Genomic DNA, 20,638 nt, shown 5'->3' on the forward strand with positions numbered 1-20,638 from the left:
TGTCCCTCAGCTCTCCATGAAACGCCGACGCCAATACCCATAGGCACTGAATGGGCTCGTCAGCACGACGTGAGAGCTGAGGGAGACGGCCCGGCGATCGAACTCGGAGTCCAACCTGGCAACGAGCCTGCCGAGGTCTGTCCGACCACCGCGGGGAAGCCACAGCAGCACGTCTTCCAGACGGTCTCGCGCCACCAGAGGATCACAGCACTCGCAGCCGATCACCGGATCCGGCAGTACGCGGCCTGGTTGCGCCAGATACAACCGGCACTCGGTCAGGGCAGCGGCGACAGCCCCCGGCCACAGACGCTCATCTTCCAGTCGCCGGACCGCCACACGAGTGGCCGCGGACACGCCACGGATCCGGCGAACCGGCACACCTCTTCTGGGCCGCCAACGCTCCGCGCGCAGCCCCTTGGGACGCCTACGCGGCATCAGCCTTTCGGGTCAACATACCGTCATCTTGCCACGGGCCGTGCTGTTCCCACGCGCGATCACTGCGAGCCCGCGCCACTTCGAGTGTTCTCACCTCTCGCCAACATCCCTGCACTCCAGACGATAAGTGCTACTGGAACCGACCAACATGTGCTCTCGGATATGACCTACGCAGCCAGCCGTCCAAGAAGGAAGCGTCCGCCTGGTCGCCTCGCCCGGGCGCAGCGGGGACGGACACCGATCCGGCCCACTGCCCGACAGGCCGGGCGGTCGTCCGCCTTCGAACCGCCTGGGCGACCTCGCTGCCTGGGAGCAGGAGTGGCGGTTGGGCGGGGGGCTGCCGAGTCGGAGGCGCGATCCACGGCGAGAGTTGGCCGATCCGGCCCCGGTGCTGCCCAGGTGCCGAGGCCGCGGCATGTCCGCGGCAGGGCTGTTCGAACGAGGCGCGCCCCTGGCTGGCCTGATTCCAGGAGTTGAACGGGCAGCGCGGCAGGCAAGCGGGACGAGGGCGTCTCTGATCTGACCCACCACAGCCCACACCTCAGGACGCCCGCGGCCCGTCCCGATCCCCTGGGAACTGCTCACGAGTCCGTCGCGGCGTGCCAGGGGCCAGTGTCGGCCGACCGGCCGCATCCGGCCCCACGACGGGTCCGGCCGGCTGCACCCTGGAAGCATGAGTCCCCGGGGATCCGCGCAGGTGAGACTGCCGCACGTCGAGCCGATGCTCGCGACGTCCGGCCCGCTGCCATCCGGACCCGGCTGGATGGGAGAGGTGACGTGGGACGGGGTGCGGTGCGAGGCCTACGTGCCCGAGGCTGCGCCAGCCGCGTTCGACCTCCTGCACACCGGGCAGCGGTCACTGCTCACAGAGCCGTACGCGCGGCGGCGCCAGCTGCTGGAGAACCTCGAACTGGAGCGGCCGGGCCTGCGGGTCCCGCCCGTGTGGGACTGTCCTCGTCGAGGCCGAGGGCGGCCGCGACCCGTGGGGACCAGGGCGGTGGCGGTGAGGCCGGCCCCGATGAGCTGGGTCGGCGCGTCGAGCCCGGGCTGATCGACGGGCTCCGGACGGGTACGGGGGCGGGCATGCCGGGGGTCCGGCGCGCGGCGCCGGACCCCTCGGATCGACCTACCGGTTCACCGGTTCACAGATTGGCGCACTGCCCGGTGCGCGCGCCGTGGACGGTGTTGAAGTTACCGCCGTTGGTCGGCGGCGGGTTGTTGCCGGTGCAGTGGAGCGAGCCGCCGATGATGTTGCCCTCGATCTCGGCCCGGGTGTCCTCGGGGAACGGGCCGGTGCCGGTCGTGCCGTTGACCTCGACCGAGCCGTCGATCCGGTTGGCGATCAGCTCGGCGCCCGCGCGGTTGTCGACGAGGTGGAGGGAGCCGTTGACCCGGTTGCCGGTGCAGCCGTCGTCACCCGGGTCGCCGACGAGGACGAACCCGCTCGCGCGGCCGACCTCCACCGTGCCGGTGGTGGTGGAGCCGCACATGCCGAAGAGCGTGCCGTTCTCGGAGTGCACACCGCCGAAGACGGTGGAGTTGCCGATGAACAGGGCCCCACCGGCCGCGCCGCGGACCGACCCGTGCACAGTGGCGCCGATGACGCAGGTGCTCGGCGCGGTCGCGTCCACGCCGCCGCGGACGTCACCGGTGATGACGTTGGCGCAGGTCACCACCTCTGTGAGGGTCTCCGGCCCGCCTGCCAGGAAGTTGCCATCGCCGCTGTACTGCGCGGTGATCGTGTGGCTGCCGGGGAGCAGGTTGCTGAAGGTCACCTGGGCCTGACCGCAGTGGGCGCCGCCACCGGGGGCGAGGGTCCCGGTGCCCAGCACGGTGGTGCCGTCCTTGAAGACCACCGTGCCGGAGGGCGGCAGGGCCGGGTCGGTGCTCGGGGGTGCCGGGCAGACGGTGTCGGTGAAGGTGACGGGCTGTCCGAAGGCCGACTGGCCGCCGTCCGAGGAGGCCGGCGTGGTGGTGACGGAGGCTTGGTTCACGGTCTGGGTCAGGCTCATGGCCGTGTTGCCCTGGAAGTCGAGGTCACCGCTGTAGGTGGCCTCGACGGTGTGGTCGCCGACGGTCAGCGAGGAGATGGCGGCCGAGGTGGCCTTCCCGGTCGTGGTGTCGACGGGCACCGGGCTGCCGAGCTGGGTGCCGTCCACCTTGAACGTGACCGTTCCGCCGTCCGGGGTCGGTACGACGGTGGCGGTGAAGGTCACCGGCTGCCCGTAGACGGACGGGTTCGCGGAGGAGGTGAGCGTCGAGCTGGTCGCCGTCTTCGGGACGCTGAAGAAGATCGTGTCGGTCGGCTGGGCGGTGGTCTGGCCGGTGCCGTTGAGGTTGCCGACGAACGCGCCGTAGAAGGTGGTGCCGACCGCTTTGAGCTGTTCGTAGTCGCCGAACAGCCGCTCGGTGGGGGCGCCGGCGGTGCCCACCTGCGTGGTGTAGGAGCGCAGCTCGAAGTCAGTGAAGGTGGCGCCGTGGTCGAAGCTCCGGGCGAGGTGCGCGGTGAAGATCGGGAAGCCGTTGGTGTTGTTGCCGTCGGAGGTCAGGTAGAGGACCCCGACGGTGCCGTCGCTGAGCACCGCGACGGACGGCAGCGCCGCGTTCGTCGAGGTGGAGACGTTCACCTCGGAGCCGATGGTGAGGTCGTTCGCGCCGTTGTCGGTGAGCCGGCGCAGCCGGATCTGATTGGTGCCCGACACGTCGACGCCGTACGCGACGAACACGTCGCCGCTGGTCGGGTCGACGGCGGCGTGGTGGATGCCGCCGATCAGCGCGTTGACCCCGCCGAACTTGAAGCCCTGGTTGCCCTGGTCGCTGCTGACCGAGGCGACGGTGACGCCGTCCGTGGGCGTGGTCGGAGGTGTGCTGGGGGACCGGGGGTTGCCCAGGTCCCAGGTCCGGCCGCCGTCGGTGGACCGGTTGATCCTGATGGTGACGGGCTGGGGCTGGCTGACCGTGTTGCTGCCGCCCTGCTGGTACAGGGCGTACACGGCGCCGTTGCGCGGGTCGCCGGCCAGCCGGAGCCCGCCGTTGATGCCGTCGTTCAGGGCCCCCGATCCGACCCCCACGTCGTTGGCGGTGGGGAAGTCGACCGGGCTGGCGTGGTTGCGGGCGACGTTCACCCGGTCGTGCGGACTGGCCGTGGTGCCGGTCGCGTTGAAGTCCTGGTAGCCGACGTAGACGTTGTCCTGGGTCGGGGTGCCGGTGTCGGGGTTGGTGATCAGCCAGGGCTGGTCGTTGAACGGGTGCGTGCCGGTGGTGAGCTGGGTGGTGGTGGGCGTGGGGTTGTTCCACGCCCACGACGAGGCCTTGGTGGGGTCGGTGGTCGAGCCGGTGACGATCACGTTGGCACCGTTGTTGCAGGTGAGGAAGGTGCCGTAGAGGGTGCCGTTGTGGCCGTAGTCGATCGTCTGGTCGCACGGCCCGCCGGAGGTGCCGGGGACGCCCGGCGGCACCGGGATGGCCGACTCGGGGTTCCAGGTGGTGCCCCCGTTGGTGGAGTAGAGCAGCTGAGCGGCGTTGTTCCAGCGCGATCCCGGGATGGGGCCGAAGCGGGTGATGGCGATCTGCTGGGGGTTGGCGGGGTTGATCGCGATCGACGCCTCGCCGAAGGTCGGGGTGGAGCCGGCGGAGGCGTCCGCGTCGATGATGTTCAGCCCCGGCACCCGCTGCAGCGGCCGGACCAGCCGGGGTGTCTCCGGTCCCGGGCGGTCCGTCCGGTCGGGCGGCTGGTCGGTGGCGCCGCCGGACCTCGCGGTGGTGGTTGGGTTCGGCGGCGGCGCGGCGCTCTCGCCGGCCCAGGCCTGGACGGACAGCAGCAGCGGTCCGGCGGCCAGCGAGAGCGCGAGGGCCGCGCCGAGCGGGCGTCTGAGGGAGCGTCTGCGGGGCTGTCCGGGAGGGATCGGTCTCCGTCGGTGTGCGGGTGCCACAGGTCGGTCCTCTCGATCACGTAACATGGCCGTCACATTGTGTGACCGAGAAGGATGGCTGGTGATCCGGCACTCCCGACATGGACACGTTCGCTCACGGAACTACCGCAGACGGCCGAGCAGCGCGTGGCGGCAGTACCGGTCAGGACATCAGGATCTTGGTCGCCGAGGCCCATACCCTGGGCGTCGTATGCGGTGATCCTGATGCCCTCGGCCGGGTAGATCTTCGGGTCGCCGGTCGCCGGTCGCCCTGAGGCTGGGCGCCCAGGCGTAGCCAGCGTGACGACGGCGGCCCTCGAAGTGCCCGCCTGTGTGGCAGCTTCGGCGGCGATGCGGTCGACCTGGGCGCCGATCTGGCACCGACGAACGCCGACCGAACCGCCGACCGACCGCCGACCGGGCTCAGCCCTGCGACATCCGGAAGTCGTAGTGCGGCGGAACGGGCCGGTCCGGGTGGACGGCAGCGTCGATGACGACGCGATGCGCGAGTTCTCCGAGACCAGTCGGGCGGAACGCGACAAGCACGGGAGGCAGGCAATCGGGTACATCTACCTCGCGGTCGAGTTCACGTCCTGGTGGCACCCCGACTACGTGTCACTGAGCTTCACCGCGGCCACGACGGGCATGAGCCTGGCGTTCGAGCGGTCCTCGAGCATCCGGGAGGTGTTCACTGGACTCACCGCCGCGAGCGGCGGGGTGTGCTGCTTGCTCGACACCGAGAAGGTCACCTGGCAGATCTGCTGGCTGAACGGTGAATCGACGCATGACACGGTCCCCGGCCCGCGTTTCGCCGGCCACCACGATCTGGTGGCCACGTGGCCGGCCCGGGACCAGCTGCGCGGCGGGACCCCGGGCCGGACGGACTGGATGCGGACGACCTCGGTGGCACCGCTGCCCACGCCATTGCTCGACAGCCGCGCCAGCGACTCGACACAGCAATCGACACCGAACACTCAACCAGCCGACTGAAGCGCTCAGCCGTAGGAGTCGGTCAAACTTCGGTGAGACGGGACACGGGGGTGGCAGGGTGTGCTCGGTACGTACGCCCTGGTAGAGACTGGAGTCCGAGGATGCTGCCCGCCATTGCCGACCGCGATGAGTCCGCCGCGCTGATCATCAGAACCGACTTCGGCGATGAGGACGGCTGGCAGGCCGTGCTGGCGGAGCTGTCGAAGCCGTGGCAGTTCGTCGACGGGGACGTCGAGTCCTACCTGCACATCGTCAATGATCCGGTCTGGGCGGGGGCTACGGCTGACGACGTGATCGCCGCTCTCTCCGGAGATGAGGAACTGAGCGTCGTCTACCTGGCAGACCACCTGACGATGAACGGCCGCGACCACGCGATGCTGGCGGTGGCCGTGCTGACTCGGGAGGAATGCGAGAGCGACGAGGAGTTCGAGGCGTACAGCGGAGCGGTCCGGACGGTTCCCGCCGGTATCGGCGACATCCACGCGAACCTGTCGATCGCCAACCTGGACTTCGCCGATGTCGTCGACCTATGTCGATATCCGCATAGATCGACCTATGCCGAGACCGCGCCTATGCGGAAGGGTCGCAGGCTGGCAGTTCACGGGCGTGGAGAATAGCGCTGACTGTTCCGAGTGCGCGTTTGGTCTCCTCGGCGAGTTGATCAACGATGACGCTGCAACCGGCCCAACTCGCGCCGCATTCCTCGACCATGCTCTTGACCGTGAGAGCCTGGCTTCCGGTCTCGATCCAGTCGTCGACCAGGACGACTCGGTCGCCCGGGACCAGGGAGGGCCGCTGGAGCCTGAGGGTCTGGCGAAGGCTTCGATAGTCCGGGTCTGTCTGGCGTGTGACCTTGTCGCCCGGGAAGAGGCCGTCGCTCTTCCTGACCGGGACGAATCCGACGCCGAGCTCAACGGCTGCGGCGGCGCCCAGGAGGAAACCTCGGGACTCGATCCCGCAGATTGCCGTGATCCGCGCGTCCCGGAAGGGATCGACGAGGCCGCGGACCACCGCTGTCAGCGCCCTGGGGTCACGGAAGATCGCCCAAACATCCGCATGACCGTCGATCCATTGGAAGTGTTCGAGTGCGAGTCCGCGGGCGCTGGTGACCATGAGCGGGAGTGTTCAGGGCGCCGCCGTGTATAGCAAATCAATTCTTTGGTCCGAAGCGTCTCGGCATAGTCACAGGCGGTCGAGGAAGTCGAGGACCTTGTCGGTGGGTCGGTAGCGGCCCGGCCGGGCGGTGACCGGCGCGGTCAGCGCGAGCGCCTTCTCCTTGATGGTCATGTCGGCGTGGACGTAGGCGTCGGTGGAGCGGACGCCGGCGTGTCCTGGGCGAGGGGCTCACGCCGCAGGAGGCGGCCGCGTTGGTGGTGGCCAACCTGCCCGCCGACTGCGGGCCGGCCTTCGAAGGGCCCTGGCCCCCGCCGGACAGCCACACTGACTGAACCCCCAGGCCATCCCACTGGAACCGGAGCCGGTCAAAGTCACTTGGCAATCGGTCAAGATCGCGTGTCAGAGGACAACTGCTGACCCGTCTCACCGAAGTTTGAGCAGTCTCAGCGGACCTTGACCGGTGGCGGGTTGTCTCAGCGGAGCTCGACCGTTGTGCGCGAGGGGTGGTGGGCGTCCCGGTTTCGGCTGGGCGGAGGCTGTCGGCGGCAGTTCGTAGGGTGCCCGCGTGAACATCGGTGATCTTTTCTGGCAGGCGCGCCACCACGGTGGCGTCTATCCGCGGATGGTGCGGACCCTCCTCGACCTGGGACAGGTGGAACTGCTGGTCCGGGCGGCGCGGGAGCGCGGGGACTGGAACTGCGCGGAGGCGGCGGCCCGGGAGTTGTGCGCGGCGCGGGAGTGCGATCGGGCTCTGGCGCTGGTGGCCCCGTTCGCGGAGATCGGCTGGCGGCCCGCCGAGTGGTTCATTGCAGAGATCATGATCCACCGGGGCGAGGGCGACGAGGCGCTCGCGATGGTACGCCCGGACACCACCGAACTGGGCGACGGCCACGTGTGCGCCCGCTACGCCGAACTGCTGTCGAACGCCGGACGGATCGAGGAGGCCGTCGACCTGCTCACGCCCCACCTCGGGGAGCACTGGCTCCGCTCCCGCCTGGTCGAGATCACCGAGGGGCGGGGACACGACAACCTGGTCCTGGACGTGCTCACGCGGGAGGCCGAGCGCCTGGAGCCCATCGAGAGCGCGGCGTGCACGCAGTGCGGCGGATCCTGCGGGACGGGCCGGATGGAGCGCTGGAACGTGCTGCTCCTGATCTCCCGGGTCCTGGAGCGGCTCGGGCGTACGGCCGAGGCCGTCGAGGTCCTGCGCGCCGAGAGAGCCTCGGGCCGGCGACACCCTGTCAACTTCCCGGAGTACTACGCGGAACTCCTCGCCCGGCAGGGCCTGATCGACGAGCTGGCGGCCCTCGCCGCCGAGGACCATCGCTCAGCCCTCGACGTGTACGCGAAGGCGCTGGAGGACGCGGGACGGGCGGACGAGGCGGAGGCCGTGCTGCGCGATGGTATCGAGGCCCACGACCATCCGAAGGACCGGGCGGCGCTGATGGGCCTCCTCGTTCGCCAGGGGAGGGTCGACGAAGCCGTCGAGACCGGCCGGCCCGCCTACGAGTACTACGACTGCTGGAACCTCCTCCAATGGGCGCTGGACGGCCGCCCGGCCGAGGCCCTTGACGCCATTCCCACGATCGCCGAGAGTCGCGCGGCTGCCGAACGGCGGGAGCGGGAGGGGGAACGAGAGGCGGCGGAGCGGCGGGAGCAGGACGATCCCTGGGCCGCTACGGACGGGTTCAGTGTGGAGCCCCCGTTCTAGCCAGGGCACCGCGGCCAAACTTCGTTGAGAATCGTCAAACTTCGGTGAGACGGGACAGCTGCTCACAACCGGGCGGCCGGCCGGCCGCCACCGCGGCGTCCATCGTGGCGGCCAGGGCGGGCAGCTCCCGCTCCGGCTCGCCGAGCACCGAGGAGGGCATCGCCGCGGTGAGCGCGCAGACGGCGACCACCGCGATCCGCTCGCCCATCGACAGCTCCGGCAGCCCCGCGCCGTGCACCTGGCCGACGACGACGTCAACGGCCAGGTCGTACGCCAGCTCCTCGGTCAGCTGGCCGTCGCCGCCGGGGACGACCTCCCGCCCGGCGGCCCGCTCGATGGCGTCGGCGGCCCGCTTCAAGGTTCGGCGGGGCGCGGCCTCCTCCTGCCGCTCGGCGAGTTCGCGCACCCACCCGGCCGCCCGCCGGCCCGCCTCGCTCGCCTCAGCGAGCAGCTCGTTCACCGCCTGCTGCTCCCGCTGCTCCTGGTCCTCGTCTTCGGCGCCCGGATCTGCTGCCGCCATGGTCACGTTCGTCATGACCGGTGAACTCATTGGCACCATCAAGGTCACGCACAGCCGGTGAGTTTCGCCCCGCAAGGCCGGTGAGTTTCGCCCCGCCAAACTCCCCATCGCAGGTCAGCCTGAAGTTTCCCCTTGAGGTTGGACACCTGGAGACTGGGCGATGCAAGCCCGGAGGAAGCAGCACCAGGTGGGAATCAAGAGCAACATGGCCGAGCGGTACACGGCAGAGTTCAAGCGGGACGCGGTCGCGCTCGTCCGGTCCTCGCCGCATCGGAACGTCACCGAGATCGCCCGGGAACTGGGGGTCAGCCCGGAGGGGCTGCGGGGCTGGGTCAAGCAGGACAAGACCGACCGGGGCGAGGGCCGGCCGGGTGAGCTGACCAGCGCCGAACGCGAGGAGCTCACCCGGCTGCGGCGCCAGACCGTCGAGCAGCAGATGACGATCGAGATCCTGCGCAAGGCGGCCGCCTATTTCGCGACCGAGACGACACGGTGATCCGCTTCCGTTTCGTTGATGATCACCACGGCGCCTGGGGCGTCAAGCGGATCTGTGCCGTCTTGGGGATCTCCCGGTCGTCGTTCTATGCCTGGCGGGCCGGCGAGGCCGCCCGCCGGGCCCGCCTGCGCGAGGAGGAACTGCTCGCGGCCGAGATCACCGTGATCCACCTCGCTTCCAGGGGCGCCTACGGCGTCCCGCGCGTGCACGCGGAACTTCGCCGCCAGGGCGGGCCGTCAACCGGAAGGAGGTCGAGCGGATCATGCGCGAGCGCGGTATCACGGGCGTCACCCGGCGCCGGCGCCGTGGCCTGACCCGCCAGGCCCGCAAGCCGGTGGTCGTCCCGGACCTGATCGGGCGCGACTTCACCGCACCCCGCCCCGGGATGCGGCTGGTCGGCGACATGACCTGCCTGCCGACCGAGGAGGGCTGGCTCTACCTGGCCACCTGCATCGATCCGGCCACCCGCGAGGTCGTCGGCTACGCGATGGCCGACCACCACCGCGCCGAGCTGCCGGTGGCCGCGTTGCGGATGGCGGCCGGCCGCGGTGGCCTGGAGCGCGGCTGCATTTTCCACTCGGACCGCGGAAGTGAATATTCGTCGACTGAATTCCGAACTGAGATAAGCAAGTTGGGAATGAGGCAGTCGATGGGACGAGTCGGTTCCTGTTACGATAACGCTGCCGCTGAGAGCTTCTTCGCCGTGTTGAAGGAGGAGATCGGCACCCGGATCTGGCCGGACCGCGCCACCGCCCGCGCGGAGGTTTTCGCGTTCATCGAGACCTTCTACAACCGCAGGCACCTGCGCAAGCACCCCCAGTGGGGCTACCTCACCCCACTCGAGATCCGACAGCGACACCAGCAAGGTCACGCCTTGGCGGCGTAGACGGACAGTGTCCAACCGCAGGGTGGAACTTCACTGGCCCCCTCACTCTCTCGAGTGGTCATGCGTGTCCCTCCAATCGGATCAGAGCCTCCTCCCATAGTGTTTTGCGAACGAACCTTCGGCTCGTAGCCGGATCCCCGGAATTGGAGGCACCGAGCCAGATGACCGACGAGATCGTCCGTGCTGCGATCCACCCCGCCATCGGAATCGCCAGAGTCGGAAACTCACTGGAGGAGTATTACACCGCACCCGAGGTGCCCGACCCCGCGCCGCAGGACCCGGGCTTCTACAAGGACTCCGCCGGCGCGATCAAACGCGAGGCGGCGCGCTTTCGGGTCTACGGGTACAACGCCCTGGGCGAGGTGGTGGCTGAGCTGACGGCGGACAACGCCGATATCCGCTGGAGCGCGCACCTGGCGAACAAGAAGGCTGCCTGGTACCAGTTCCAGCTCGCTCTCGACATTCCCGACGCGGCAGGCGCCAATGCGTCCGAGCTGCGTAACAAGGAGATCACCGGCGACCTCCGAAAAGACCTGATCATCGACCCGGGCCCGATCAGCATCAGCGGGAGAAACCTCTCAGGCCCCGACTTCCACTTCCGCGACGGCAAGTTCATGGGGAAGGAGGTCTATCTCGGGGAACTGCGCACCGACGAGGACGGGCACCTGCTGGTGCTCGGCGGCTTCGGCCAGTCGGCCTCCTACAACGGCAAGCCGATCACCACCTACGCCAACAACGACGGCTGGCACGACGACATCGGCGACGGCCCGGTCACGGCGACCGTCACCGTCGGCGGCCGCGTTCTGCCGGTCGACCCCGCCTGGGTCCTGGTCGCCCCGCCCAACTACGCCCCTGCGCTGAAGGGCATCCGCACCCTCTACGACCTGCTGTACGACGTGTTCGTCTGCGACGGATCGCTGCCGTTCCCGGACAGGGTCTCCTTCACCCGCCACATCGCACCGGTGCTCCAGCGCTTCACCGATCATCAGTGGGTCAACCACGGCTTCGCCGGGTACTACGGGCACGACGGTCTCGGCCAGTTCACCACCCCGCAGATGCTGGCACGGCTCAGCAGCAACGCCCCCACCCGCCGCGCGCTGCGCCGGCAGGTGTTCAACGCGCTGCGCGACTTCGGGCGCGACGGCGCCTCGCCCGTCCCCTGGCCCTGGCTGTACGGGGATGCGATGGCTATCCCGCCGCGCTCGCCGCTGCACCACATGGCGTTCTCCCCGACCCAGTACCGGATGTTCCAGTACTGGGCCGACGGCGACTTCGAGGACGACTGGGGCACCCTCGGGGCCACCCCGCCGCCCCGGACACTTGCCGAGGTGCGCCTCGCCGAGCAGCCGGCCGCGCTCGACCGAGCCGCACTGGACTTCTGCCTCGCCGACGCCTTCCACCCCGGCTGCGAAGTCACCTGGCCGATCCGGCACCCCTCGATGTACATGGCGCCGTTCCGGATCCGCCACCGCCCGGCCGACCAACCCGAGCCCTCGTACGGCACGGTCCTCACCCCCGAGACCGCGCTGTCGGTGAACGGACCGCTGTACACCCAGGCGCCGGGTGACCTCTCCCGGTGGATGGCCGTCCCGTGGCAGAGCGACACCGCCAGCTGCCGTTCCGGCTACGAGCTGTCCCTGGGTCCGCGCCACGACCCGTACCTGCCGACGTTCTGGCCGGCCCGGGTCCCCAACCACGTCCTCACCGAGGACGACTACCAGGTGGTCGTGGACGAGACCCGGCCGCTGGCCGAACGCACCGAGGCGTTCGAGCGGCGGGCCGTGTGGCTGCGCGGACTGCGCGGGCAGAACACCGACCAGCTCAACCAGATGATCGACGACTGGTACCGGCTCGGCATCGTCGAAGTGCGCGAGGGCGCCAAGGATTTCCCCGACCGGATCCAGGTGGAGTCCAGGCCCTCCATCGACCTCGAAGGCGTTCCGCTCACCCAGAACCTGGTGACGCTGCACGTGCCCCAGGCCGCAGACCCGGCCCTCGCGTCGGTGGCGATCAACCAGGCGATCTCGGTCAGCGGTTACACCGCCGAAGAGGTGACGGCCGGCTTCATCGACAAGGTCGCGCCCTTCCGCGACAACGCCTGATGACCGGTCGGCGCACCGCCGCAGGCGACCACTACGACGTGGTGGTCGCCGGCGGCGGACCGGCGGGCGCCGCCGCCGCCCTGACCCTGGCGCGCGCGGGCCGGACCGTCCTGCTCACGGACGCCGGGAACGGCCCGCCCAAGCTCGGCGAGGCCCTGCCCTCGGTGGCCAAGGTCCTGCTCGCCGACCTGGGCGCCGGTCAACGGCCCGTCGTGGCCGGCCACCTGACCTGCTACGCCAACCTCTCCGCCTGGGGATCGACCGCCCTGCGTCACACGGACTTCATCAACGACCCGAACGGTCCCGGCTGGCACCTGGACCGGGCTCGATTCGACCGGTGCCTGCGCGAAGCGGCCCGCTCGGCCGGCGCCGAAGTGGCGGAGCACACCACAGCACGCCCGAAGTCACGCTCCACAGACGGAAGTTGGGCAGTCGCACTGCGCGGACCAGCCGAGCAGCGGATGGTCCGGTGCAACTGGCTGGTGGACGCCAGCGGCCGCCGGCGGGCGGTAGCCTCCGTCGGCCGGGCCGCCGCTCACCGCATGGACGGCCTGGTCGCCACCTGTATGGACCTGGCACCCGACCCCACGGGCCGAGCGGGCGAGACCTGCTCGCTGGTCGAATCCGCCCAGGACGGCTGGTGGTACACCGCGCTGCTGCCCACCGGCCGCCGCCTGGTGGCCTACTTCACCGACGCCGACCTCGCCCCGCCCGCACCGCGCACCCGCTCGGACTTCGCCCGGCTGCTGCGGCAGACCCGGCACGTCGCGGTCCGGGCCGGCGCCCACCCGCTGCCCACCGACGCTACTGTCAGGCGGGCCCCCGCCCACTCCTCGCACCTCGACACTCCCACCGGCGACGGCTGGATCGCCGTCGGTGACGCCGCCACCGCCTTCGACCCGATCTCCTCCCAGGGCATCCTCACCGCCCTGCACACCGGTATGACCGGAGCCTCGGCCCTGGCCGCCCATCTCGACGGTGACGGCCAGGCGCTGGAGTCCTACCGCGCCCAGGTCGCCGCGATCCACTCCGTCTACCGGCGCAACCACCACGCGGTGTACCGCCTGGAGAACCGCTGGAGCGACCGGATCTTCTGGCAGCGCCGGCACACGTCCCTACCGCATCCCTGCGCACCACAGCACAGCGTCCAAAAGGAGCTCGCATGACCACCCGTCACGACCACGATCACGAGGACCCTTCGGTCCACTCCTTCATCCTGTCCGGCCGGGACACAGTCTTCGGCTACCACCTGGCCATGTTCGGCATGGCCGAGCACCGCTACCAGGTCGTGGTCGAGTACGACCTGCCCACCGACATCGTCGACATCTACCTCAAGGACCAGGCGGACCGCCCGGCCAGCTGGCACGCGGTGCGCAACACCGAGGACATGGTGCTGCCCCCGATCGGCGACGGCTCGGTCACCGAGTACCCGGCCCGCCTCGACCGGGTCACCCAGACCGGCAACGGCGAGGACCGGATCTGGGAGCCCATCTCGGGCGGCTTCACTGTGCGGATCAAGCGAGTGCTGAACTTCCGGCGGTTCAGCGAGGAGCCCTTCCCAGCGCACCTCACCTACCTGCTCTACGGCCGGGGCAAGGAGGCCCACATCGCCCACCGCCTGGTCCAGCGCCCCCACTTCGAGCAGATCTTCACCCTCCGGCAGGTGCCCGACGGCGTCACGGCGGGCGACCTGGCGAACGCCGTCGAGATCACCATCCCCTCGGTGCCCGACAACGGGCACGACGGCCAGCCGTGGACCACCAGGCCGCTGCCCGACGGCAGCTACCCGGCCATGCTCCACCGCGGCAAGGCAGCCCCCACGCCGATCACACTCGACCTCGGTGACGAACGCTGGTGGAACATCACCACGCTCAACGCCTGACGAGGCAGGGCCATGCACACCGATCCGCTGTCCCGGTTCCTCGACGTGCTCACCCACGCCTGACCGGCTGACTCCGCAGTGGAACTGCCGGCCTTCCGGATCGGGCACTACCACCCGATCCGGAAGGCCGGGACCAGTGCGAGAACCTGGTCGATCCGCAGCCAGGTCTCGAAGCGGTCCCCAGAACTGGGCGGGATCCGGGAGCGGATGACCGAGGAGGGGCGGGACGGGCTGCTGAGGCTGGTCGACGTGGTGGGGCTGGACGGCAAGTCGCCGTTCAACGCGCTGAAGCACAACCCGGGGCGGGCGACTTGGTCGAACTTCAAGCGGCTGAAGGGCCACCTGGAGTGGGTCGACACGATGCCGCCACGTGGCTGGAGGGGGTGGCGTCCGGGAAGGTCGCGGACTTTGCCGGCGAGGCGGAGGCCCAGGACGCGGCCACGCTCAAGGACTACACCGCGAACCGGCGGGTCGCGCTGATCGCCTGCCTGGCCGCGAAGGCCAGGATGCGGGCCCGGGACGACCTGGCGACGATGTTCTGCAAGCGCTGTTGTCTCTGGCCTGCGTGCTTTCAAGCGAGTTCGAGGCGCGGTCGTCGGCTGCTAGGGTGCGATCATGGATCCCAGTCATCCGCTCAGCCTCGTTGAATGGACGACCCATAACGCCGTCCGCCTCTCTGCACCTCATCTCGATGCTCCACTTGATGACCTGGCGGCGCTGCAGCACCTGATCGGCGACGCACGAGTGGTTGCTCTGGGAGAAAACTCTCATCAGATACGCGAATTCGGGCTGCTGCGCGAACGGATTCTGCGTTTCCTGGTCCTGAAATGCGGATTCACCGTCTACGCCGCGGAGTTCGGGGCCGCCTCTGGTCGGGCCGTCGATGCCTGGGTACACGGTGGTGATGGCGACCTCGACGCGCTGCTCATGCCCCGCGCGGACGGCTATCCGGGCCAGTCCGCCGAGGGCCGCGACACCCTGAAGTGGCTGCGCTCCCACAACGCCTCAGCGGCGCACCCTGTCCGCTTCGCCGGACTCGACATTCCGGCAGCTGGCGGCTCGCTGGTACCCGCGCTGGAGCCGGTCGCCGACTACCTGGCCGACGTCGACCCCGGCGCGGAACGTTACGCCCGTACCGCCCTGGAACTGGCAGAGCCGCTTTCAGGCGGCTCGGGCCTTGCCTCCGCTTACGCCCGCCGCGCCCTCGTCCCCGAGCCCCAGGACCGACTCTCGGCAACGCTCGGCCGACTGCTCAACCGCATCACGACCATGCGCGAGATCTACGCCCTGCGCAGCGGACACCGAGCCTACGAACGCGCTCTCTCGGACGTCTGGGCCGCCTGGCGCACCGACCAGATGCAGCGCGCGATGGCCGAACTGCTCAACGGCCTACCGGATGCCGCCGATCTCGCCGCCCGTGACCGTTACCTGGCCGACAGCCTGCTGGAGCTGCTCGACCAGTCCGTACCCGGCACCCGCGTCGTGCTAGCCGCCCACAACGCCCACATCCAGCGCACCACCAACCCCGATGGCGTCCCACTTCCTCGTGTCCCCATGGGGCATATTCTCGCGCAGGAACTTGGAACGGACTATGTGTCCGTGGCGCTGACCAGCGGCGGAGGCCGGACTGTGCGGAACGCGCCCGATCCGGCACACCCCGCCGGGATGCGCCAGTCCGCAACCGAAGCCCCCGAGGCGACACCTGACAGCGCGGAGGCCTTGTTCTCCGCAGTGACCGAGGCGCCAGCATTGGTGGACCTCCGCGCGCTGCGCGCGCACGCCCGGCACCACGGGCTTACGGAACCCACCCGCATCCGCATGGACGACGGATTCCTTCCCGCTGCCGCCCTGGACGCCTACGACGCAGTGGTCAACGTGCCGCGCACCACGCTCACAGCAGATATTGGCGAGTAACCCGGCGTCCGGACTGGTGAGCTCGTCTATTCAACTGTCGCCAGTTCCCGGTGGAACCCACCCTGCTGGTGACCGTGTGTGGTCGCCGGAGGCGTATCGGCTCCAGGTTCCTCCGGCCTCGGCGGCGAGCTTGGCGGTGGCGTCGTCGTGGAAGCCGAGCATGCGGGCGACTACCGGCGCCGGGGCCTGGAGCACGAGTTGGCGAATCGCCGCTGTGCGTCTCGGTCGGGGGTGCACGGCTTTGGGCAGTACACAGGAAGGATGACGGAGAGCGGGCAGGGCGGGGGCGCGTTCATCTCGGTCATGCCGACTCCGAAGGAGACCGTCCAGCACGGCCAGGCACGTGCTGCCGGCCGCACTCCGGCTCAGCCGCCCGAGGGCCACACCGTCAGGATCATCCAGTACACCGTGACTGTTCACCGGCAGGCCGGCCCACCCCGCACGGAGGCGTTCCGGCTGGTCACCAGCCTGCTGGACCACATGCGGGCCCCGGCGCGGCACCTGGCGGCGATCTATCACCAGAGGTGGGAGATCGAGAACGGGTACGCCGAGCTCAAGAACCGCCTACGCGGAGCCGGGTTCGCCCGCGCCCTCGGCCCCGAGCGGGCCGCCCAGCTCAACGACCTGCTGCGCGACCTGCTGGGCGCGATCGACGACTGAACCGCCTTCCCCGCGCCCGGGCGTCGCACGAACCACCCCCGTGCCTGTGCGACTTCAGGAGCGACCGGGTCGGGGACGCCCGGGTCGGGGACGCCCGGGTCTGGGCCGCCGGGGTCAGGCCACCCAGAGGTCGTCCAGCCAGGTGTTGCCCCACTGGTTGACGGCGCGCGCGCACGAGAACTGCGAGTACTGGTGGCTGTCGACGGCCTCGTGTCCGCGCTTGTAGCAGTCCGGTTCCGTGAACCGGCCGAGGTAGACGCCGCCGCCCCCGGTGGGGCCGGTGCTGGCGCTCGCGGCGCCGACGGACAGAACGGTCGCGGACGCGGCAAGGACACCCATCGCGACCAGGCGCGCCGTGCGGGTCCCGGGCTTCATCATCGTCTTCCTCCTCGGCGGCCATCCTCGCCGCCACTCGCGGGTCGCCGCGTGGTGGCGGCGCCTCGGTCCTCATCCTCGTCGCGCCGCGTGCCCGCGGGCCACGACGTTGCCCCGACGTTGACCGGACACTTGGCGGGGCGCGGTCGGAGCTGGCCTCAGCCCGCGGCATTCCAGGGGCGGTTGACGACGAGTCATCCGTCCCTTGCCAAACACTACGGTGACCGTACTATGGTGATCGGCATGACGAAGAAACGCTCCATGCAGGAGCCAACCTTCCTCCTGCTGACCGCCCTCGCCGACCAGCCGCGGCACGGCTACGCCCTCGGCGACGAGGTCGCCGCGATCTCCGACGGCCGGGTACGGCTCGGCGCCGGCACCCTGTACGGCACCCTCGACCGGCTGCTGGCCGAAGGGCTGATCAGGGTCGAACGGGAGGAGACCGTCGACGGACGCCCCCGACGCGTCTTCGCCCTCACCCCGACCGGCACCCAGGCCCTCACCGACGAGAGCGAGCGGCTGCGGGCCGCCCTCCGCGAAGCCGACCGGCGCCTGGCGACCACCCGCAACCGACTCGCCGGAGGCACGGCATGACCCCGGACCGGACCACCCTGAACACCCGACTGCTGCACCGGGCCCTCGCCCTCTACCCGGCCTCCTACGGCACCCACGAGCTGGCCGAACTCGCCGACCACGCCGAACGCCGCGTCCGCACCGCGCACCCGCTCGCCGGGTTACGCGAGGTCGCCGACGTGGCGGGACACGGCGCCCGGGTCCGGCTCGGCCTGGTCTCCCACCGGCCGATGGGCCGGGCGCTGGCCACCGCCGCCCCGCTCGCCGCGGTACTGGCCGGCACCTACGCCGCCTGGCACCTCTGGAACACCGTCCAGCTGGTCCTCGGCCCCGGGGCCGAGGAGTTGGCGCCCTCCGGTGCCCGGGCGGTCGCCGTCACGGTGCTGGCGGTCGCCCCGGCGGCGCTGATGGCGGTCGCGGTGCTGGCCGGACGCTGGACGGCGGCGAGGGCCCTGGCCCTGGTCACCGTTCTGGCCACGCCGTTGCTCGCGACCCTCCACAGCACCGAGCTCCGCGACTCCCAGGCCGTCCTGCTCGCGTTCAACGCCCTGGTCCTGCTGGTCGCCCCGCCGGACCGTACGTCACACCCGCGACCGGTCGCGCCGTGGGCGGTGGCCGTCTCGATCACCGTCGCGGAGGTCACCCTGACGCTGGCCGAAGGCTACTTCGGAGAGCGGGCCGCCCACACGGGCTTCGATTTCGCCGCCCCGGTGTCCGTCGGCGTGGCCATCGCCTGCACCGCACGCACGGTGGGGCGTGCGGCCCTGACCGCGGCGGTCCTGGCCGGGCCGCCGCTGCTCTGCCCCGTGCTGGTGGACGTCCACCCGGACGCCCTGCCGTTCGTCCTGCGGCCGGTGGTGCTGTTCGCCGCCGGGTACGCGATCGCGTTCGCCGTGGTGCGGCTGTCGGACCGGTTCGCCCACCGGGCCGACCCGCAGCACCCCTGACCGGCTCGGCTCCACCGCCGGCCCCTTCCGCCGACGGAAGGGGCCGGCCGGTAGCGCCGTGGTTGCCACAGCCGAGGGCCGTCGCCGTCCCCTGTGAAACCGTCAGGCCGGTATTCGAACCGTCACCCCGCACCCGCGGGGGTCAGCCGCGGTCCCGAGTGACCAGCAGGTCCCAGTAGTGGCTCTCCTCGCACCCTTGGGGGTCAGCTGCGGGCTGTGGCGACCGACCAGAACTGGCCGTCCTTCCCAGGTCCCCGGCGGCGGGTCATGCGTGCGGGCCCTGAGATGGTCCCGCTCGCCTTGGCGTACGAGAGACGAGGAGTTCGACGGTCCGGTCGCCGTCCCGTCCGAGCCGGCGCGGTACATGGGTGTCGAATTCGGCGGCCTCACCTCCTTGAGCAGCAGGTGGTGTTCCTCCGGTAGCATCCGTCGGCTCACGACCCGACTGCCACAGGAGTTGTGGGAAGCCGTTGGCCGTATTTGGTCTTTTCTTTGCGTTGCCCCGACCAGAACATGGGGCTCTAGCCCGACACCGGAGGGTGGATATGCGAAAAGCAGCAGCGGCAGGCTCCGTCGTTCTGGCCATTGCTCTGACGGGCATCGGATCAACGGGAACCGCGTCAGCCGACAGCAGCAGGGCCACTTCCTGCTCCACCAAGAAGATCAGCAGTCAAGTCGCCGAGGGCTGGTGTTCCGCCGGTGAAACATGGAGGCTGGGCATCAGGTGCAGCGACGCCAGTTACCAGTGGACTGCCTGGTACAAGGACTCACGAACCGTGCGGCTGGCGTGCCTCTCCGGTAAGACGCTCACCCACTATTGGATCGACAACTGAGTCCACAGGTCGCGCCCGGGCACGGCCTGTTCAGGGCTCCATGGGTGGGCCTGCGGCGTGATGGCCGGCAGGATGACGGACATACGCCTCCACCTGGCGGCCAGTTGGCGATCTCGTTCGCGCTTGCCCTGCGAGGCCGATTCGCAGCCTGGCGATTAATCAGGAAAGCGATTGTGCACCTGCACAGAGAGGGGCAGTTGTGCGTTTAGTGCGGACCCTTACGAGTGGGCTATTCGGTGCCCTGCTCGTCCTGGCCATCGCCACCTCACCAGCCTCGGCGGCCGACGGTGTTCAGCGCGCGTCGGTGGTCGGCGGGAGCGGCCCGGGATCGGAGTACTGCGGGCTCAGCGACTGGAACGCCACCGCATGCTTCGTGCCGTACGGTGAATGGTTCTGGCTGAAGGACGAGAACGCGAACGGCATTCCCGTCGCCATCGAGTGGTCCTACAGCAACCCGGGGTACCCGAGCCGTAGCGGCGTGATCTACAACGACCACGGCAAGGCTGCCGGTTGGACGAACGTCAACAAGAGCTTCGCAGAGCACGGCCTGATCTACTACTCCCTCTGCGACTTCGACGTTCCCACACAGCAGACGTCCAACTGCTGGGGAACCGCCTGGGCGCAGACCTGAGCCGCCGCCCATAGGAGCAGGCAGTGAACCCGGCCCGCCGGCGAACGGAGTCCCCGGAGCGGGTGGCCGCGAAGTTCACCGCCTACCGCGAGCTGTTCCGCACGAAGGTGAGAAGCACTGACCCGGCGCTGGCCGACGAGGAGCCGGGCGACCGTACGGTGCACTGGTGGCGGCGGACTCGGCCCGGCCACACCCGGGCCGGGTACCCGCCGGTCGCCCTGGTCGTCACCGGTGCCGGGCCGGTGGCGTTGGCCAGCCGGCAGCAGGCGGTGGCGGACCTTGCGCGCGATTCCTGGGGCGGCTCCTGGTGGACCATCACGCGGCACGACAACGACGGGGACGGCTGGCGCGAGTACGACGACGCCGTACCTGCCGCATCTCGCGCCAGATCTCCTCCGGTCGGGGCTTGAGCAGGTCGCTCCAGGTGGGCATTGCGTCAGCATCCCAGGCGCTGTTGGAAACGGTCCAGCTGTTTGGCGCGAACTCCGCGCTGGAGCTGACCGAGAGGGTCGGTCCGGACCGGCTGGAGTGCCCGCAGTGCGGGCGGGACCGCGTCGCCAAGGACTAGGTGTACTGACCACGGAGGTTGGTGACGGGGTTCACGGTCGGGTGATCTTGAAATGAGTGAGGGCCTTCTGGCTCGGTGTGGATTGCGA

21 protein-coding genes and 2 pseudogenes are annotated in these 20,638 nt (G+C 70.0%); 17 read left to right on the forward strand and 6 right to left on the reverse strand.

Annotated elements, in window-relative coordinates; translation table 11 throughout:
• Window positions 1-1,577 precede the first annotated feature (1,577 nt).
• Window positions 1,578-4,367: an Ig-like domain-containing protein gene (locus tag ACZ3TI_RS34915; RefSeq protein WP_465733492.1), complete on the reverse strand. Its 2,790-nt coding sequence runs from the start codon at window positions 4,365-4,367 to the stop codon at window positions 1,578-1,580.
• A 279-nt stretch (window positions 4,368-4,646) separates the two neighbouring features.
• On the opposite strand from ACZ3TI_RS34915, the gene ACZ3TI_RS34920 reads away from it, so the two are divergent.
• Window positions 4,647-5,336: a hypothetical protein gene (locus tag ACZ3TI_RS34920; RefSeq protein WP_465733494.1), complete on the forward strand. Its 690-nt coding sequence runs from the start codon at window positions 4,647-4,649 to the stop codon at window positions 5,334-5,336.
• A gap of 101 nt (window positions 5,337-5,437) precedes the next feature.
• A complete protein-coding gene (locus tag ACZ3TI_RS34925) occupies window positions 5,438-5,953 on the forward strand; it encodes a DUF6924 domain-containing protein (protein WP_465733496.1) in 516 nt (171 codons plus the stop codon).
• Here the strand turns inward: ACZ3TI_RS34925 and ACZ3TI_RS34930 are convergent.
• Window positions 5,907-6,449, reverse strand: coding sequence for a phosphoribosyltransferase family protein (locus ACZ3TI_RS34930; RefSeq protein WP_465733498.1), 543 nt, complete (start codon window positions 6,447-6,449; stop codon window positions 5,907-5,909). The two genes, ACZ3TI_RS34925 and ACZ3TI_RS34930, sit on opposite strands and share 47 nt — an antisense overlap.
• 218 nt (window positions 6,450-6,667) lie before the next feature.
• Between ACZ3TI_RS34930 and ACZ3TI_RS34935 the strand changes: the two genes are divergently transcribed.
• Both ACZ3TI_RS34935 and ACZ3TI_RS34940 read left to right on the forward strand, forming a co-directional pair.
• Window positions 6,668-6,784: a DUF6193 family natural product biosynthesis protein gene (locus ACZ3TI_RS34935; RefSeq protein WP_465733540.1), complete on the forward strand. Its 117-nt coding sequence runs from the start codon at window positions 6,668-6,670 to the stop codon at window positions 6,782-6,784.
• A gap of 233 nt (window positions 6,785-7,017) precedes the next feature.
• The gene (locus ACZ3TI_RS34940; protein WP_465733500.1) at window positions 7,018-8,163 is read left to right on the forward strand and encodes a tetratricopeptide repeat protein; all 1,146 of its coding nucleotides are present in this window, start codon (window positions 7,018-7,020) and stop codon (window positions 8,161-8,163) included.
• 34 nt (window positions 8,164-8,197) lie between these two features.
• Here ACZ3TI_RS34940 and ACZ3TI_RS34945 read toward each other — a convergent pair whose 3' ends face one another.
• The gene (locus tag ACZ3TI_RS34945; protein WP_465733502.1) at window positions 8,198-8,698 is read right to left on the reverse strand and encodes a hypothetical protein; all 501 of its coding nucleotides are present in this window, start codon (window positions 8,696-8,698) and stop codon (window positions 8,198-8,200) included.
• A gap of 172 nt (window positions 8,699-8,870) precedes the next feature.
• Here ACZ3TI_RS34945 and ACZ3TI_RS34950 point away from each other — a divergent pair, with 172 nt between their 5' ends.
• From ACZ3TI_RS34950 to ACZ3TI_RS34975, 6 genes and pseudogenes are all read left to right on the forward strand, one after another.
• Window positions 8,871-9,179, forward strand: coding sequence for a transposase (locus tag ACZ3TI_RS34950; RefSeq protein WP_465733504.1), 309 nt, complete (start codon window positions 8,871-8,873; stop codon window positions 9,177-9,179).
• Window positions 9,176-9,493, forward strand: a complete 318-nt coding sequence (locus ACZ3TI_RS34955; protein WP_465733506.1) for an IS3 family transposase — start codon at window positions 9,176-9,178, stop codon at window positions 9,491-9,493. Before ACZ3TI_RS34950 ends, ACZ3TI_RS34955 begins: the two co-directional genes overlap by 4 nt.
• A pseudogene (locus ACZ3TI_RS34960) lies at window positions 9,418-10,065 on the forward strand (IS3 family transposase); the annotation flags it as partial. The gene ACZ3TI_RS34955 and the pseudogene ACZ3TI_RS34960, both read left to right, overlap by 76 nt.
• Window positions 10,066-10,226: 161 nt before the next feature.
• Window positions 10,227-12,167, forward strand: coding sequence for a LodA/GoxA family CTQ-dependent oxidase (locus ACZ3TI_RS34965; RefSeq protein WP_465733508.1), 1,941 nt, complete (start codon window positions 10,227-10,229; stop codon window positions 12,165-12,167).
• A complete protein-coding gene (locus ACZ3TI_RS34970; RefSeq protein ID WP_465733510.1) occupies window positions 12,167-13,333 on the forward strand; it encodes an NAD(P)/FAD-dependent oxidoreductase in 1,167 nt (388 codons plus the stop codon). Before ACZ3TI_RS34965 ends, ACZ3TI_RS34970 begins: the two co-directional genes overlap by 1 nt.
• The gene (locus ACZ3TI_RS34975) at window positions 13,330-14,049 is read left to right on the forward strand and encodes a hypothetical protein (protein WP_465733512.1); all 720 of its coding nucleotides are present in this window, start codon (window positions 13,330-13,332) and stop codon (window positions 14,047-14,049) included. Before ACZ3TI_RS34970 ends, ACZ3TI_RS34975 begins: the two co-directional genes overlap by 4 nt.
• 107 nt (window positions 14,050-14,156) lie before the next feature.
• On the opposite strand, the gene ACZ3TI_RS34980 is transcribed toward ACZ3TI_RS34975, so the two are convergent.
• Window positions 14,157-14,375 carry a hypothetical protein gene (locus ACZ3TI_RS34980; protein WP_465733514.1) on the reverse strand — a complete coding sequence of 73 codons (219 nt, stop codon included), beginning with the start codon at window positions 14,373-14,375 and terminating at the stop codon, window positions 14,157-14,159.
• Between the two features lie 289 nt (window positions 14,376-14,664).
• On the opposite strand from ACZ3TI_RS34980, the gene ACZ3TI_RS34985 reads away from it, so the two are divergent.
• Window positions 14,665-15,963: an erythromycin esterase family protein gene (locus ACZ3TI_RS34985; protein WP_465733516.1), complete on the forward strand. Its 1,299-nt coding sequence runs from the start codon at window positions 14,665-14,667 to the stop codon at window positions 15,961-15,963.
• Window positions 15,964-16,224: 261 nt separating this feature from the next.
• On the forward strand, window positions 16,225-16,623 hold the full coding sequence (locus ACZ3TI_RS34990) for a transposase (protein ID WP_465733518.1): 399 nt from the start codon (window positions 16,225-16,227) through the stop codon (window positions 16,621-16,623).
• A 114-nt stretch (window positions 16,624-16,737) separates the two neighbouring features.
• On the opposite strand, the gene ACZ3TI_RS34995 is transcribed toward ACZ3TI_RS34990, so the two are convergent.
• The gene (locus ACZ3TI_RS34995) at window positions 16,738-17,001 is read right to left on the reverse strand and encodes a hypothetical protein (RefSeq protein WP_465733520.1); all 264 of its coding nucleotides are present in this window, start codon (window positions 16,999-17,001) and stop codon (window positions 16,738-16,740) included.
• A 240-nt stretch (window positions 17,002-17,241) separates the two neighbouring features.
• Here ACZ3TI_RS34995 and ACZ3TI_RS35000 point away from each other — a divergent pair, with 240 nt between their 5' ends.
• Complete coding sequence (locus tag ACZ3TI_RS35000) at window positions 17,242-17,592, forward strand: PadR family transcriptional regulator (protein WP_465733522.1); 351 nt, start codon at window positions 17,242-17,244, stop codon at window positions 17,590-17,592.
• The gene (locus tag ACZ3TI_RS35005; RefSeq protein ID WP_465733524.1) at window positions 17,589-18,518 is read left to right on the forward strand and encodes a hypothetical protein; all 930 of its coding nucleotides are present in this window, start codon (window positions 17,589-17,591) and stop codon (window positions 18,516-18,518) included. Before ACZ3TI_RS35000 ends, ACZ3TI_RS35005 begins: the two co-directional genes overlap by 4 nt.
• 270 nt (window positions 18,519-18,788) lie before the next feature.
• Here ACZ3TI_RS35005 and ACZ3TI_RS35010 read toward each other — a convergent pair.
• A pseudogene (locus ACZ3TI_RS35010) lies at window positions 18,789-18,909 on the reverse strand (XRE family transcriptional regulator); the annotation flags it as partial.
• A 650-nt stretch (window positions 18,910-19,559) separates the two neighbouring features.
• Between ACZ3TI_RS35010 and ACZ3TI_RS35015 the strand changes: the two are divergent.
• Genes ACZ3TI_RS35015 through ACZ3TI_RS35025 form a run of 3 tightly spaced genes read left to right on the forward strand, consistent with a single transcriptional unit; the run spans window position 19,560 to window position 20,550 of the window.
• Window positions 19,560-19,982 carry a hypothetical protein gene (locus ACZ3TI_RS35015; protein WP_465733526.1) on the forward strand — a complete coding sequence of 141 codons (423 nt, stop codon included), beginning with the start codon at window positions 19,560-19,562 and terminating at the stop codon, window positions 19,980-19,982.
• A gap of 23 nt (window positions 19,983-20,005) precedes the next feature.
• Window positions 20,006-20,392, forward strand: coding sequence for a hypothetical protein (locus tag ACZ3TI_RS35020; protein WP_465733528.1), 387 nt, complete (start codon window positions 20,006-20,008; stop codon window positions 20,390-20,392).
• Window positions 20,389-20,550: a hypothetical protein gene (locus ACZ3TI_RS35025; protein ID WP_465733530.1), complete on the forward strand. Its 162-nt coding sequence runs from the start codon at window positions 20,389-20,391 to the stop codon at window positions 20,548-20,550. Before ACZ3TI_RS35020 ends, ACZ3TI_RS35025 begins: the two co-directional genes overlap by 4 nt.
• Window positions 20,551-20,638 lie beyond the last annotated feature (88 nt).

It is taken from the genome of Kitasatospora sp. NPDC023120 (assembly GCF_055560835.1).

Bases quoted from the DNA above. Each gene is read 5' to 3' on its own strand.
- ACZ3TI_RS34925 (WP_465733496.1), top strand. From the start codon at position 5,438: ATGCTGCCCGCCATTGCCGACCGCGATGAGTCCGCCGCGCTGATCATC.
- ACZ3TI_RS34945 (WP_465733502.1), bottom strand. From the start codon at position 8,698: ATGACGAACGTGACCATGGCGGCAGCAGATCCGGGCGCCGAAGACGAG.
- ACZ3TI_RS34990 (WP_465733518.1), top strand. From the start codon at position 16,225: ATGACGGAGAGCGGGCAGGGCGGGGGCGCGTTCATCTCGGTCATGCCG.
- ACZ3TI_RS35005 (WP_465733524.1), top strand. From the start codon at position 17,589: ATGACCCCGGACCGGACCACCCTGAACACCCGACTGCTGCACCGGGCC.
- ACZ3TI_RS34965 (WP_465733508.1), top strand. From the start codon at position 10,227: ATGACCGACGAGATCGTCCGTGCTGCGATCCACCCCGCCATCGGAATC.
- ACZ3TI_RS34975 (WP_465733512.1), top strand. From the start codon at position 13,330: ATGACCACCCGTCACGACCACGATCACGAGGACCCTTCGGTCCACTCC.
- ACZ3TI_RS35000 (WP_465733522.1), top strand. From the start codon at position 17,242: ATGACGAAGAAACGCTCCATGCAGGAGCCAACCTTCCTCCTGCTGACC.
- ACZ3TI_RS34995 (WP_465733520.1), bottom strand. From the start codon at position 17,001: ATGATGAAGCCCGGGACCCGCACGGCGCGCCTGGTCGCGATGGGTGTC.
- ACZ3TI_RS34970 (WP_465733510.1), top strand. From the start codon at position 12,167: ATGACCGGTCGGCGCACCGCCGCAGGCGACCACTACGACGTGGTGGTC.
- ACZ3TI_RS34930 (WP_465733498.1), bottom strand. From the start codon at position 6,449: ATGGTCACCAGCGCCCGCGGACTCGCACTCGAACACTTCCAATGGATC.
- ACZ3TI_RS34985 (WP_465733516.1), top strand. From the start codon at position 14,665: ATGGATCCCAGTCATCCGCTCAGCCTCGTTGAATGGACGACCCATAAC.